At 74.2% G+C, this 13750-nt stretch carries 14 protein-coding genes; 10 read left to right on the forward strand and 4 right to left on the reverse strand.

Translation table 11 applies throughout. The features are described from left to right. Nucleotides 1–7 precede the first annotated feature (7 nt). Nucleotides 8–1285 carry an MFS transporter gene (locus IEY71_RS10955; RefSeq protein ID WP_189085374.1) on the reverse strand — a complete coding sequence of 426 codons (1278 nt, stop codon included), beginning with the start codon at nucleotides 1283–1285 and terminating at the stop codon, nucleotides 8–10. 189 nt (nucleotides 1286–1474) lie between these two features. Beyond that, a complete protein-coding gene (gene soxR, locus IEY71_RS10960) occupies nucleotides 1475–1915 on the reverse strand; it encodes a redox-sensitive transcriptional activator SoxR (RefSeq protein ID WP_189085375.1) in 441 nt (146 codons plus the stop codon). A 105-nt stretch (nucleotides 1916–2020) separates the two neighbouring features. On the opposite strand from soxR, the gene IEY71_RS10965 reads away from it, so the two are divergent. From IEY71_RS10965 to IEY71_RS10985, 5 genes are all read left to right on the forward strand, one after another. Beyond that, nucleotides 2021–3436 (forward strand): MFS transporter, encoded by a 1416-nt coding sequence (locus IEY71_RS10965; RefSeq protein WP_189085376.1) that lies wholly within the window; start codon nucleotides 2021–2023, stop codon nucleotides 3434–3436. A gap of 140 nt (nucleotides 3437–3576) precedes the next feature. Continuing rightward, nucleotides 3577–4155 carry a cysteine hydrolase family protein gene (locus IEY71_RS10970; protein WP_189085377.1) on the forward strand — a complete coding sequence of 193 codons (579 nt, stop codon included), beginning with the start codon at nucleotides 3577–3579 and terminating at the stop codon, nucleotides 4153–4155. After that, the gene (locus IEY71_RS10975; RefSeq protein ID WP_189085378.1) at nucleotides 4152–5090 is read left to right on the forward strand and encodes a GlxA family transcriptional regulator; all 939 of its coding nucleotides are present in this window, start codon (nucleotides 4152–4154) and stop codon (nucleotides 5088–5090) included. Before IEY71_RS10970 ends, IEY71_RS10975 begins: the two co-directional genes overlap by 4 nt. Nucleotides 5091–5161: 71 nt before the next feature. After that, the gene (locus tag IEY71_RS10980; RefSeq protein WP_189085379.1) at nucleotides 5162–5764 is read left to right on the forward strand and encodes a TetR/AcrR family transcriptional regulator; all 603 of its coding nucleotides are present in this window, start codon (nucleotides 5162–5164) and stop codon (nucleotides 5762–5764) included. A gap of 13 nt (nucleotides 5765–5777) precedes the next feature. Beyond that, nucleotides 5778–6518 (forward strand): alpha/beta fold hydrolase, encoded by a 741-nt coding sequence (locus tag IEY71_RS10985; RefSeq protein ID WP_189085380.1) that lies wholly within the window; start codon nucleotides 5778–5780, stop codon nucleotides 6516–6518. A gap of 31 nt (nucleotides 6519–6549) precedes the next feature. Here IEY71_RS10985 and IEY71_RS10990 read toward each other — a convergent pair whose 3' ends face one another. Both IEY71_RS10990 and IEY71_RS10995 read right to left on the reverse strand, forming a co-directional pair. After that, nucleotides 6550–7335: an SDR family NAD(P)-dependent oxidoreductase gene (locus tag IEY71_RS10990; RefSeq protein WP_189085381.1), complete on the reverse strand. Its 786-nt coding sequence runs from the start codon at nucleotides 7333–7335 to the stop codon at nucleotides 6550–6552. Then, nucleotides 7332–8681 (reverse strand): aspartate aminotransferase family protein, encoded by a 1350-nt coding sequence (locus IEY71_RS10995; RefSeq protein WP_189085382.1) that lies wholly within the window; start codon nucleotides 8679–8681, stop codon nucleotides 7332–7334. The genes IEY71_RS10990 and IEY71_RS10995 overlap by 4 nt, the downstream gene beginning before the upstream one ends. 137 nt (nucleotides 8682–8818) lie before the next feature. Here IEY71_RS10995 and IEY71_RS11000 point away from each other — a divergent pair, with 137 nt between their 5' ends. Genes IEY71_RS11000 through IEY71_RS11020 form a run of 5 tightly spaced genes read left to right on the forward strand, consistent with a single transcriptional unit; the run spans nucleotide 8819 to nucleotide 13676 of the window. Further along, nucleotides 8819–10060, forward strand: coding sequence for a M20 family metallopeptidase (locus IEY71_RS11000; RefSeq protein WP_189085383.1), 1242 nt, complete (start codon nucleotides 8819–8821; stop codon nucleotides 10058–10060). Next, a complete protein-coding gene (locus IEY71_RS11005) occupies nucleotides 10057–10887 on the forward strand; it encodes an IclR family transcriptional regulator (RefSeq protein ID WP_189085384.1) in 831 nt (276 codons plus the stop codon). Before IEY71_RS11000 ends, IEY71_RS11005 begins: the two co-directional genes overlap by 4 nt. Continuing rightward, nucleotides 10884–11837, forward strand: coding sequence for a thiamine pyrophosphate-dependent dehydrogenase E1 component subunit alpha (locus tag IEY71_RS11010; protein ID WP_189085385.1), 954 nt, complete (start codon nucleotides 10884–10886; stop codon nucleotides 11835–11837). The genes IEY71_RS11005 and IEY71_RS11010 overlap by 4 nt, the downstream gene beginning before the upstream one ends. After that, nucleotides 11830–12861: an alpha-ketoacid dehydrogenase subunit beta gene (locus tag IEY71_RS11015; protein ID WP_189085386.1), complete on the forward strand. Its 1032-nt coding sequence runs from the start codon at nucleotides 11830–11832 to the stop codon at nucleotides 12859–12861. The genes IEY71_RS11010 and IEY71_RS11015 overlap by 8 nt, the downstream gene beginning before the upstream one ends. Continuing rightward, nucleotides 12858–13676: an acetoacetate decarboxylase family protein gene (locus tag IEY71_RS11020; RefSeq protein WP_189085387.1), complete on the forward strand. Its 819-nt coding sequence runs from the start codon at nucleotides 12858–12860 to the stop codon at nucleotides 13674–13676. Before IEY71_RS11015 ends, IEY71_RS11020 begins: the two co-directional genes overlap by 4 nt. Nucleotides 13677–13750: the final 74 nt, after the last annotated feature.

Raw genomic sequence — 13750 nt, forward strand, 5'->3', positions numbered from 1 at the left:
CCCGCGGTCACTCGGCCGCCACCCGGGTCGCAGGATCGGCGCCCGCGGCGCCCGCGCCCGGCTCGGGGAGCTCGCGCACCCGGGGAAGCCGCGAACGCAGCACGTACAGCAGCTGCGCGGCGAACAGCACTGCGCACCCCGCGATGCACCACTCGATGCCGGCCGTGGCGGCCAGGGCTGCGCCGAGGCCGGCGCCGATCGGGCGGGCGCCGTACGTGGCGACGACGAGCACGGCGGAGACCCGGCCGATCATCCGGGTCGGGGTGACCGCCTGGCGAAGTGAGGTGGTGCCGATCGTCCAGAGCACCGGGCCGAGCCCGAACAAGAAGTAGGAGAGCACGGCGAGCGCGGGGATGGGGAACCAGAGCGTCGCCGCGACGAGCAGCGCGGCCGCGAAGCCGCCCATCGGCCCGAGCAGCGCCATCCGGCCCAGCGGGACGCGCGACGAGAGCCAGCCCGCGCTCAGTGCGCCGAGCACCATGCCGACGCCGAACGCGCCGAGCGCCACGCCGATGAGCTCCGGGGTCATGCCGAGCCGCTCGAGCGCGTACACGACGAAGACGGACTGCAGCAGGAACCAGCCGACGTTGAAGAGGAGCGAGGTGACGATCATGGCTCGCAGCAGCGCGTGCGTGAAGACGAAGCGCAGGCCGTCGCCGACCTCCCGCCACGGGCGGCTGCGCGGCGCGAGCTCACCGCGCGGGACTCGCGTCGTCGCGAGCAGGGCGAGCGCCGCCGCGCAGGCGATCGTCGCGGCGACGAACGCCGTCGTGCCACCGCCGGCGGCGACGGCCGCTCCGCCGAGCACGGGCCCCGAGATGAACGCCGCGCTGCGGCCGAGTTCGAGCCAGCGGTTCGCCGGGACGAGCTGCTCGCGCCCCACGAGCCGCGGCACGGAGGCGGGGACGGCGACGCTCAGACCCATCGTGCCGATCGCGCCGACGAAGCCGAGCGCGAGCAGGGCCGGGAACGTCAGGGACTCGAGGAGGAGCAGGCCGACGACCGCCGCGAGGGTCGTCGTGCGCAGGGCCTCGGAGCCGAGCAGCACTCGGCGCGGGGCGGTCCGGTCCACGAGCAGCCCGAACGGCACCGCGAGCAGGAGGAACGGCAGCGTCTGCGCCACTTGCAGCAGGGCGGTCTCCGCCGCGCCCACGCCGAGCGCGAGCACCGCGAGCAGCGGTGCGGCCACGAGCACGAGCTGCTCGGCGAGCTGGGTGAGGACGCTCGCCCAGGACAGTCGGGTGAAGCCGGAGGGGAGCGGGACGCGTTCGGGGGAGAGCGGCATTCCCCTACCCCACCACCGCGGGCGGCGCCGCTCCGGCGGAAATCGGACTGAGCGTGGGTCCTGTCCCGGCGAGGCCGGGCACCGGATTCGACCGGATCGTGCGGACGGTGTGCGTCGCGATCCGACCGGAGCGGGCGGCGCCGCCGGATCCCGGATGACCGATTCCGCCCGCTCGGCCCCGAGGGCGCCTCAGATGCGTCGCGGGCCGGGGCCGTCGGCGCTCAGGGCGTCGTCGGGGTTCAGCAGCCGGCAGGCCTTCAGCGAGAGGCATCCGCAGCCGATGCAGCCCGTGAGCTCGCGCTGCAGGTGCTCGAGCTGGGTGCGGCGGGCGTCGAGCTCGGCGCGCCAGATCTTGGCGAGCCGCCGCCAGTCCTGCTGCGACGGCGCGTGGTCGAGCGGGAGGCCGGCGAACAGCTCCTGCACGTCGCTGAGCGGGATGCCGAGCCGCTTCGCCACGACGATCAGGGAGATGCGTCGGAGCATGTGCCGCGGGTAGCGGCGCTGGTTGCCGGCCGTGCGAGTCGACGCGATGAGCCCGAGCTGCTCGTAGAAGTGCAGCGCCGAGGCGGGCACGCCGGTGCGGCGGGAGACCTCGCCGATCGCGAGCAGGTCGTCGGGTTCCAGGGACATGGCACCTCCTTGACCTCAAGTTTACTCGAGGTATTACCGTGGCCCGCGGCGCCGCATCGGCGCCCGGATGCCGCGGCATCCGCCCCTCGACACGAAGGACGGACCATGACCGAGATCGACCAGGACTCGACCGCCACGGGCACGTGGCGCGAACTCCTCGGCAGCCGGTACGCACCGATCGCCGCCGTCCTCGCCGGCGGCGTGCTGCTCGAGGCGAGCAACGTCTACCTCACCACCAGCCTGCTGCCGACGATCGTCGCCGAGATCGGCGGAGCCGAGTTCTACGCGTGGACGATGACGGTGTTCCTGCTCGCCTCGGTCGTCAGCTCCATGCTCGTCAGCCGCGTGCTCACCCGGCGCGGAGCGGTGCAGGCCTATCTGCTCGCGCTCGGCCTCTTCGCCGTGGGCTCGCTCGTCTGCGCCGTGAGCCCGTCGATGCTGGTGCTGCTGCTCGGCCGCGCGGTGCAGGGCCTCGGCGGCGGCCTGCTCGCCGGACTCGGCTACGCCCTCATCCAGCGCGCCCTGCCCGAACGGCTCTGGGCCCGGGCCGCCGCACTCGTCTCGGCCATGTGGGGCGTCGGCAACATCGTCGGCCCCGTCGTCGGCGGCGGCTTCGCCCAGCTCGACGCGTGGCGCTGGGCCTTCGCCCTGCTCGCCATCGTCTCGGCCCTGATCGCCCTCCTCGTGCTCCGCCGGATGCCCCGCACCGCGACCTCGCCGTCGAGCGACGCCCTGCCGTGGGCCTCGCTGCTGCTCCTCGCGGGCGCCGTCGGCGCGGTCGGCGTCGCCAGCATCCTGCCCGCCGGCGTCTGGACCGCGGTCGTGCTGATCGCCGGTGTGGCGCTCGCCGCCGGCTTCGTCGCGCACGAGCGGCGCACCGGCAACGGCATCCTGCCCCGCGTCACCTTCGCACGGAACTCCTCGCTGCGCTGGGTCTACCTCACCGTCGCCGTGCTCGCCTTCGGCATCGGGACGGAGGCCTTCATCCCCCTGTTCGGTCAGGAGATCGGTGGAATGGCCCCCTTCACCGCGGGCCTGCTCGGCGCGGCGCTCTCGCTCGGCTGGTCGGCCACCCAGGTGGTGGCTGCGAACGCCTCGACGGCGACCGCGCGCCGGGCGCTCATCCTCGTCGGCCCGCTCGTGCTCGCCGCGGGCCTCGCGGCGTACGGGCTGCTGCAGCACGAGGACCCCTCGCTCGCGGTGATCGTGGTCTGGTTCGTCGCACTGTTCGTCGCGGGTGCCGGCATCGGGCTCGGCTTCCCGCACCTGACCGTCGCCGCGCTCGGCAGCACGAGCGGCGAGGAGGAGGGCGCGAAGGCCGCCGCGGCCGTCAACACCGTGCTCCTGATCGCGAGCGCGTTCGCCGCCGCGCTCGCCGGGGTGCTCGTGAACCTGGCCGCTCCCGATCTCGTGCGCGCAGCTCAGCTGCTCATGCTCGTCTTCGCGGGGCTCAGCGTGCTCGGCCTGGTGCCGGCCCGCGGCGCGGGGCGGGGCATCCGTCGCGGCGCGGCGGCGGAATGAGCACCCCTCGACCAGCTCGGGAATCCGCGACCCGGTTCGCCGAGCTGGTCGAAGCGACTGATGCGCTGGTGACCGGATCGTACCGAGTCGTGGCCGGATCCGGCCTCGTCGGAGGCGCCCGCGGAGCACAGGATGATTCCATGACCCCTCGTTCCGACACCGCCTTGCTCGTCATCGATGTGCAGGAGTCGTTCCGCCAGCGCGCTGATGACTGGGCGGCGACGGCCAACCCCCGGGCCGTGCCGAACGTCGTCCGGCTCGTCGAGCGGGCCCGCGAAGCCGGTGACCTGATCGTGTGGGTCACCCACGCGGAGCCCGGCACCGGCCACGTGTTCGACCCGGCGCTGGGCTTCGTGCGGGTGATGGACGAGCTGCAGCCCGGCCCCGACGAGCCGCGGGTGACGAAGACCTCCATCAACGCGTTCACGACGACGAATCTGCAGCAGCAGCTGACGGCCGCCGGCATCCGCCGACTCGTCGTCTGCGGCATCCGCACCGAGCAGTGCTGCGAGACCACCGCCCGCGTCGCGAGCGACCTCGGCTACGACGTCCGGTTCGTCATCGACGCCACGACGACCTCCCCGATCCGCGCCGGCGAGGGATACTCCGAGATCTCCGGCGAGCGGCTGATGGCGCGCACGGCGTCGATCCTCGGCGGCCGCGGCTTCGCGGAGATCGTGACGACCGAGCAGCTCGCGGGGGTGGCGGTCCCAGCATGACCCGCGTCGTCTTCCTGCTCGCGCCCGGCGTGATCCTGCTGGATCTCGCCGGGCCGGCGCAGGTGTTCGCGACGGCGGCCTCGGCCGGCGCGGATTACCGTCTCGACTACGTGGCCGAGACCGCGAGGATCCCCTCCGGGCACGGGCTGATGCTCGAGGCCGCCGTCGAGCGACCCGAGCTCGACCCGGCGGACCTCCTCGTCGTCCCCGGCTGGCGTGCTCCGCTCGAGCCCGGCAGCGGCGCGTTCGCCGAGGCGACCCTGCGCTGGATCCGCGAGCACCACGAGCGCGGCGGCACCGTGGTGAGCGTGTGCTCCGGCGCATTCGCGCTCGGCCGCGCCGGGCTGCTCGAGGGGCGGCGCTGCACGACGCACCACGACATCCAGCACGAGCTGCAGCGCCGGAACCCGGGCGCCAGGGTCATCCACGACGTCCTCTACGTCGATGACGACCGCGTGCTCAGCTCGGCCGGGATCGCGAGCGGGATCGACCTCGCCCTCTTCCTGCTGGCGCAGCGCCACGGGCCGGCCCTCGCCGCGCGGGTCGCGCGCGAGATGGTCGTCTACGCGCGCCGCAACGGCGACGCGGCGCAGCTCAGCGCGCTGCTGCGGCACCGCTCGCACGTCGACGAGCTCGTGCACCGCGTGCAGGACCTCATCGACCGCTCCTTCGACCAGCCGCTGCCGCTCGCCGAACTCGCGGAGGGGGTCCACGCGAGCCCGCGCACTGTGACGCGGGCGTTCACCGCAGCTACCGGCCTCACGCCGCTGCGCTACCAGCAGCTGCTGCGACGGGAACGGGCCGAGCACCTGATCGCGCAGGGATACACCGCCGAGGCGGCCGCGCGGGAGGTCGGCTTCGAGGATGCGCGGATGCTGCGGCGGATGCGGGCCGCGGTGCGTCCCGCGGCTATGCCGGCCGCCTCGGCGGGATGACCTCGGGCTGCCGGGCGACGTTGTGACCAAAACTGCTACTCTGGTCACAACGTCGGAACGGAGCCGCAGCCATGCCACGACCACTCGTCCCGAATCGCCGCGAGCGCATCCTCGACGCCGCGGAGCAGCTCGTGCTCGACCGCGGGTTCGATGCGATGAGCGTCGCCTCGGTCGCCGAGCGCGCCGGCATCGCCAAGGGCGCCGTGTACCGCGAGTTCGCGAGCAAGCACGAGCTCCGCGAGGCGCTGCTCCGCCGGGGCGCCGAGCGCATGCGCGCCCGGGTCGAACAGGAGCTCGGCGAGCAGCCCCTGCTCAGCGAGGGCTACCGTGCGACGATCCGCGCGCTCCTCGGCGACCCGCTGATGACCGCCGCGTACCTCGACGACGAGGGGGTGCTCGGCACCCATGCCGACGCCGTGAGCGACGAGCGCTTCCGGGTGCACTTCGAGGGCACCGCCGAGTGGATCCGCCAGCTCCAGGAGCGCGGCGCGTTCAGCTCGGCGGTCGACGCCGAGCAGCTCGCGCTCGCCCTGTCGTGCGCGACGATCGGCCTGCTCTCGGCGGCGAAACGGCTCGGGCCGCTGAGCCCGGCGCAGCTCGGCGGGGCGATCTCCGTGCTCGCGACGATGGTGGCCGGATTCGAGCAGACGGATGCGCCCGCGACCGGCGCGTGACGAAGGGGCGGGCATGTACGCGAGTGTGACGAGCGGGCGGGCCGATCGGACGGTGCTCCTGCTGCACGGCGGCGGCGTCGGCGGGTGGATGTGGCGGCCCGCGATCGCCGAGCTGCGCTCCGATCCCACCCTGATCGTCCCCGACCTGCCCGGCCACGACCGCAGCTCGGCGACACCCTACGTCTCGCACGCGCAGACCGTGCACGAGCTCGCGGAGCTGATCGAGCGGCGTGCCGAGGGGCCGGTCGCGGTGGTGGGCTTCTCGCTGGGTGCGCAGCTGGCGGCACTCCTCGCCGCCGAGCGGCCTGAGCTCGTCGACCGCGTCGCGGTGGTGAGCGCGCAGGCCGAGCCGACCCCGGCGCCTGGCCTCGTCCTCGGCCTGCTGGGCCTGACCGCGCCGCTCGCGCGGCGGCGCTGGTTCGCGACGCTGCAGGCGCGGGAGCTCTTCGTCCCGGCATCCCTGCTCGACGACTACCTGCGCACCTCGGCGAGCGTCTCGCGCGCGACGCTCCTCGCGGCCGTCGGCGAGAACCTCCGCTTCACCGTCCCAGCCGGCTGGGCGGGCTTCCCCGGCCGCGCCGTCGTCCTCGCCGGGGCGAAAGAGCGCGCGGTCATGCGCCGCTCCGCCCGTCGTCTGGCCGAAGCCCTGCCGAGCAGCGAGCTGGAGATCGTGGACGGATGCGGCCACGGCATCCCGCTCCAACGCCCCGACTGGTTCGCCCGGCGGCTGGAGCGCTGGCTGGCCGAGGACTAGCGAGCGCGCCCGGATTCGCGGCCCGCCGCCGTCACAGCCCGCCGTCGATGCGCAGCACCTGGCCGGTGAGGTACTCGGAGCCGGGTTCGAGCAGGAAGCGCACGAGCGGGGCCACATCGGCCGGGGTGCCCAGCCGGCCGAGGGCGTTCCGCACGTTCGCGTTGGCCTCGGGGCGCTCCGCCATGCGGCGGAGCAGGCGGCCCGTCGCGATCGGGCCGGGCGCGATGCAGTTGACTCGGATGCCCTCGGGCCCGAGGTCCTTCGCGAGGTAGCGCGAGTAGTGCGCCACGGCGGCCTTCGCGACCCCGTAGTGGGCGTAGCCGCCGTGCTCGGTCGGCTCGATCCCGTTGAGCGAGGACATGGTCACGATCGCGCCGCCGGGCGTCGCACGGAGCAGCCCGAGGTGCGCCTGCACGGTGCGCACCGTGCCCAGGAGGTTGCGCTCCAGCATCTCGGCGAGGTCGGCGGGCGAGACCTCCGATGCCCGGTTGCCGTCGAGTTCGCCGGAGCCGCCGCCGGCGTTGCAGACGAGGCCGTCGAGCGAGCCCCACCGCGCCCGGAGCTCGGCGGCCACCGCGTCGAGCGCGGCCCGGTCGGTCACGCTCGCCTCGAAGCCGACGGCGTCCGCCCCGAGCTCGCGGAGGACGTCCACGACGGGGGCCGTGAACGGCTCCTCGGGGAACTCGCGGTAGCCGTCGAGGTCGAGGTCCAGCACCGCGACGTCCCAGCCGGCGCCGGCGAGGTGCTCGGCGAAGGCGCGGCCGAGCCCCCGGGCGCCGCCCGTGACGAGCACCCGGCGCCGCTCGCTCGGGCTCATGCGACCGGGACGGCCGCGCCGAGGCGTTCGGCCGCGAGCGAGCGGATCGTCTCGCCGAGCAGTTCGAGGGCCCGCGCCGCCTCCTCGGCGGTGACGGTCATCGGCGGCGTGACCCGCAGCACGTTGCCGTACAGGCCGCCGCGACCGATCAGCAGGCCGAGTTCCCTGGCCCGCTGCACCGCTGCGACGGCGAGCGCCGGCGCGGGATCGCTCGTGCCCGGCTCGACGAGCTCGACGCCGATCATCAGCCCGGCCCCGCGCACCTCGCCGACGATCCCCTGCGAGTCGGCCGCGATGGCGCGGAGCCCGCGCTGCAGGAGCTCGCCCATGCGGTCCGCCTGCTCGATGAGGCCGCGCTCCTCGATGTAGTCGAGCGTCGCGTTGGCCGCGGCCATGACCACGGGGTTGCCGCCCGCGGTGGAGATGCTGTTGGCCGGGAGGCTGTTCATGATCTCCGCCTCGGCGACGACGGCGCCGATCGGCAGCCCGTTCGCGATGCCCTTCGCGAGCGTGAGCAGCTGGGGCACGACGCCGTGCGCGTGCATGCCGTACGGCCCGCGGCCCGTGCGGCCCCAGGCGGTCTGCACCTCGTCGGAGATGAGCGGGATGCCGTACTCGTCGAGCACCGCCTTCGTGCGCTGGAAGAAGCCGGGCGGCGGTTCGGCGAAGCCCCCGGCGCCCTGCACCGGCTCGGCGAGCATGGCCGCGACCCGGCCGCTCGTGCTCGTCTCGATGATGGTGCGCATCTCCTCGATGCACGCGTCGACGAAGCGGGCGTCGTCGAGGTCGCGGAAGGGGCTGCGGTAGCGGTAGCCGCTGTGCAGGTAGCTCACCTGCAGCGGGCTGAAGCCGGTCGCGGACCAGGCGCGGATGCCGGTCGTCGCGACCGTGCCGAAGCTGCGGCCGTGGTAGCTGCCGCGCAGCGCGAGCACCTGGTTGCTCGACGCGTGCGCCGTCGCGATCAGCAGGGCGGCCTCGACCGCCTCCGTGCCGGAGTTCACGAAGAACACCCGCGGGTCGGCCATCCGGCTCGCGGCGGCCAGCCGCTCGGCGAGCCGCACCTGGCCGCTCAGCAGGTACAGCGTCGAGGAGTGCAGGATGCGCTCCGACTGACGGCGGATCGCCTCGGTGATCTCGGGGATGTCGTGCCCGACCATGGTCGCGAGCAGGCCGCCGAAGCAGTCCAGGTACTCCCTGCCGTCGCTGCCGAGTACGGTGCGGCCGCGGCCCGAGACGAGCTCCAGCGGCTCGTCGTAGTACAGCGACATCCAGTCGGGCATCACGGCGCGGTGGCGCTCGAGGAGCGTGCGCCCGTCGGCGTCGGGCGTGGGGTGCGCGTTCGTCATGCGCCCACGGTAGGGCCGGGGCCCGCGGGCGGCGGGGTCGCAGCGGCGATATTTCGGATAATCGAAAAGCTTGTTCGGAATATCGATGAGCTCGGGCCCCGCCCCGATGATGATCCAGACCAGAGAGGGAAGCCAGCATGACTGCAGAGGAAACGCACGGTCTCGACGACGAGATCGCGGCGCGCGGCGAGGCCATCGCCGCCCTCCTCGCCGACTCCGTGCGGCGGCCGAGCGTGACCGGCGCCGAGCGCGCCGTCGCGGACTTCTACGCCGACTGGATGCGGGCGCACGGCTGGGACGTCGAGCTCCAGCCCCTCTCCGGCACCGGCTTCGCCGCGAGCGAGGAGCACGTCGGCGACCGAGCGAACGTGATCGGCTACCCGTTCGGCCGCCCGCAGCCGGGCGACCGCACGATCGTCTTCAACGGCCACCTCGACGTCGTCCCCGAGGGGGACCACGCCGCCTGGACGCATCCGCCCTTCGACGGCGTCCGCGCGGACGGCCGCGTGCACGGACGCGGAACGGTCGACATGAAGGGCGGCATCGCGGCCGCGCTGGTCGCCCTCGAGGTGCTCCGCGAACGCGCCGAGCCGCTGCGTCATCTCCCCGTCGTCCACCTCGTGATCGGGGAGGAACGCACCGGGGTCGGCACCCGGCTCGCGCTCTCCCTCGCCGAACCGCCCGCCGCGGCCGTCGTGCTCGAGCCGACGGGCAACGCCCTCGTCACCGCCTGCACGGGGCTCCAGTTCTTCCGCGTGGAGGCGTCCGGCGTCGCCGCGCACTCCTCGGCCCCGTGGCTCGGGATCGACGCGCTCGCGCGACTCCTCGTGCTCCGGGAGACGATGCTCGCCACCGCGGCCGCCCGCTCCGCCGGCTTCGCCCACCCCCGCTTCGCGGAGGTGCCCACCGGCATCCCGTTCAACATCGGCCTCCTCGAGGCCGGCGAGTACCAGGCATCCGTGCCGGCGCGCGCCCGGATGACCGGACGGATCGGACTGAAGCCCGGTGAGGACCCCGAGGACGCGCGGGCGGCGTTCGCGGACGCGCTCGCCGCGGCGGTCCGAGACGACCCGCACGAGCGCGAGCACCCGCACCGCCTCGAGTGGCTCGGGGCGCCGTACCCGGGATGGGAGACGTCGGAGTCGGGCGAGCTCGCCACCGCTTTCGTCCGCGGGCTGGAGCTCGTCGACGGCGCCGCCGAGCTCCGCGGTTTCACCGCCGGGAACGACGCCGGCCAGTACGCCGCCCTCGGCGTGCCGACGCTCGTCTTCGGCCCGGGGGACACCTCGCTTGCGCACACCGCGAACGAGTCCGTCGCGGAGGCCGAGCTGCTGCGGGCCGCACGCACCATCACCCACGCCCTGCGGGTGCTGCCGTGACCGCCGCGAAGTCGGAGATCCTGACCACGCTCAGCCGGGGCATGGCGGTCTTCGAGCACCTCGTGAACGCCGGTCCCGCCACCGCGAAGCAGCTCGCCGCCGAGCGGGGCCTCTCGCTCGGCGTCTGCTACCACGTGCTGCGCACCCTCGAGGCCGACGGCTACGTCATCCGCGGCGAGGGCGGCCGCTACGAGCTCGGCCCGCACGGCTTCGCGCTCGGCCGCGGCCTGCAACGCCACTCCGAGATCGCCCCCGAGCTCGCGGTCATCCTCACCCGGCTGTTCAACGCGACGGGCGAGACGGCGTTCATCGCGGAGTGGACCGGCGGCGCGGTGCTGCTGCGCCACTTCCTCACGAGCACCCACACCCTGAGCGTGGGCGGGCTCGAGGTCGGCTATACGGGCGACATGCACGCCAGGGCATCCTGCAAATCGATCCTCGCCCACCTCCCCGTCGAACAGGTGGAGACCCTGTTCGCCGGGGTGACGCTGACCCGGCTCACGCCGCGCACCGTCACCGACCTCGACGGCCTCCTCATGGAGCTGGCGCGAGTGCGCAGCCAGGGCTACGCCGTCGACGAGGAGGAGTTCGCCGAGGGCATGCGCTGCGTCTCGGCCCCGTACTTCGCGCCCGACGGCACCCCCGCGGGCTCGTTCACGGTCTCCGCCCCCGCCGAACGATTCACCCGCACGCGGCCGCAGCTCGTCGCCGCGGTCGGGGAGGCCGCCACCCTGGCGAGCTCGCTGCTCGCCTCCGGGCGCCTGCGCGCGCCCGCCGCAGTCCAGGAGGCCGCCCGAGCGGCCGCAGACCGGAAGGAGACCGCATGAGCGAGGACACCCTGCTCGACGTGCTGGAGGTGATGCACCGCATCCGAGAGACCGAGGAGACGATCACCCGGCTCCGCCTCAGCGAGGACATCGTCGGATCGGTGCACCTCTGCAACGGCCAGGAGGCGATCTACGCCGGCGCGGTCCGCGCGCTCGAGCTGAGCCGCGACGCGGTGTTCCCGACCTACCGGGGCCACGGCTGGGCGATCGCCTGCGGCGTCCCGCCGGAGGCCGTGCTCGCCGAGCTGCTCGGCCGGGAGAGCGGCATCAGCGGCGGCCGCGGGGGGTCCGCGTACTTCACGGCTCCCGCCTACGGCATGTACGGCGAGAACTCGATCGTCGGCGCGGGCGCGCCGATCGCGTGCGGCGCGGCGCTCGCCGGCCGCTTCGACGGGAGCGGGCGGGTCGCGGTGGCGTCCTTCGGCGAGGGCGCGATGAACCAGGGCGCCGTGCACGAGGCCATGAACTTCGCCGCGGCGATGACGCTGCCGGTGGTCTTCCTCGTCGAGAACAACACGTACTCCGAGCTCACCCCGACGCGGGACGTGGTGCGCAACGACCAGTTCTTCCGCCGCGCCTCCGCGTACGGCATGGCCGGCGTGCGCTTCGACGGCAACGACCCCGACGCGGTGCGCGACGCCGTCGCCGACGCCGTCGAACGGTGCAGGAACGGCGCCGGCCCGGTGCTGCTCGAGGCCATGACCCAGCGCATCGTGGGGCACTACATCGGCGACGTGCAGCACTACCGGCCGGCGGGCGAGCTCGACGCCGCCATCGCGGCCGAGCCGATCGCGAGGGCCGAGCGGATGGCCCGGGCGGCCGGCGTCGGCGACGCGGAGCTCGCGGCGCTGCGCCAGCGCGTGGTCGACGAGGTCGATCGCGCCGCCCAGGCCGCACTCGCCGCCCCGCTCGCAGACCCCGCCACCGTCGAGGAGCACGTCTATGCCTGAGATCATCGAGAAGACCCTGTCCTACGCGGAGAGCGTGAACGCGGCCCTCGCCCGTGCGCTCGAGGAGCGCCCCGAGACGCTGCTCTTCGGCGAGGACGTGGCGATCCCCGGCGGCGTGTTCGGCGTCACCAAGGGCCTGCGCCGCAAGTTCGGTGAGCGGGTGTTCGACACCCCGATCTCCGAGTCGGCGATCCTCGGCGGCGCGGTCGGCTCGGCGATGTTCGGCCGGCGGCCGATCGTCGAGATCATGTGGGCCGACTTCGCCCTCGTCGCGTTCGACCAGATCGTGAACCAGGCGGCCAACGTGCGGTACGTCTCGCGGGGCGCGCTCACCGCGCCGCTGACGGTGCGCACCCAGCAGGGCAACGCCCCCGGCGCCTGCGCCCAGCACTCGCAGTCCCTGGAGGCGCTGTTCGCCCACATCCCCGGGATCCGCGTGTGCATGCCGACCACGAACCAGGACGCCTACGACCTGCTGCTCAGCGCCATCTGGAGCGACGACCCGACGATCGTGATCGAGAACCGCACGCTCTACCACGGCGCCAAGCAGCCGGTGCGGATCGGCGGTCCCGTGCAGGCGGTCGGCGGGGTCGGCCTGCGCCGCTCGGGCTCGGACCTCACCGTCGTCACCTGGGGCGCGATGCAGCACCGGGTGCTCGCCGCCGCCGAGCGCGCCGCGGCCGAGGGCATCGACGCCGAGGTGCTCGACGCCCGGTGGATCCGCCCGCTCGATCTCGACAGCATTCTCGCGAGTGTGCAGCGCACCGGTCGGCTGCTCGTGGTGCACGAGGCGCACACGATCGGCGGGGTGGGCGCCGAAGTGGTCTCCCGCGTCGTCGAGAGCGGCGTCCGGCTCAGCTCGCCGCCGGTGCGGATCGGCGCGCTGGAGACGCGGATCCCGGCGGCGGTGCAGTTGGCCGCCCGGGTGCTGCCGGCGGACGAGGACATCCTCGGCGCGATCCGCCGCGTCGCGCACGACGTGCCGGCCGGCCGCGTCGAAGCCATGCCGGTGGGTGCGCGATGAGCGCCGCCGCGCCGCTCGCCATGCCGGTCTTCGCTCCGCTGTTCACGCCAGGCACCGAGCGCGTCGAGGTGCGCTGGCTGACTGTGGAGGCGCCGATCGATGCCGACGTCGCCGCCCGGTGCCTGCCCGCCGGGCTGGGCGTGCCGGACTCGCCGACCGTGGCGCTCTGGATCGCCCAGTTCATCGGCGCGGAGTTCGCCTCGCCCGACGGGGTCGAGCGTCGCCCGGACTACCTGCAGGGCGGCGTCTCGCTGCGCTGCGCCGGATACGGCGGCGGCCCGGACGGCGCCTACGCGATCGAGACCTTCGTCGAGGGCCTGAACCACGGCATCCTCGGCCGCGAGCTGTTCGGGCTGCCGAAGAAGCAGGCCCGAGCGGTCCGCCTCGACGAGCACGGCGACGGCGTCGCCTTCGCGATCGTCTCCGCCCTCGGCGAGGAGCTCGTCGCGGGGGAGGCGGTGCTCGGGCGCGGCTCGCAGGACGTCCCCGCCCCCGACTGGTTCGCCCGGCACTGCACGGTGAAGGCGATCCCGAGCGCGGAGGGCACCGGCTACGACTTGTGCAAGCTCGTCGAGATCCCGTGGAGCCTCACCGCCCTCGGTCCCGCCCGCAGGGGCACCGCGGACTTCGTCTGGGGCGCGAGCGAGGCCGACCCCCTGCACGTCTTCGCCCCGAGCGGACCGGCGACGGCCGCCTACGGCCGCGCGGTGCTCGACATCGGTTACGGCCGGTACCTCGCCGACGTGGACCCGCCCGCGCCGCTCGGCCGCCCGAGCTGGACCCCGGTGCCGCCGCACGCGCAGCACGCGCCCTGAGGCACCGCAGCACCACCCGGCATCCGCCCCGATCGTCCCGGCGATCCTCCCGCGTCATCCGATCCATCCCACGC

The sequence above is a fragment of the Agromyces mediolanus genome (assembly GCF_014648575.1).
Taxonomy (GTDB): domain Bacteria; phylum Actinomycetota; class Actinomycetes; order Actinomycetales; family Microbacteriaceae; genus Agromyces; species Agromyces mediolanus.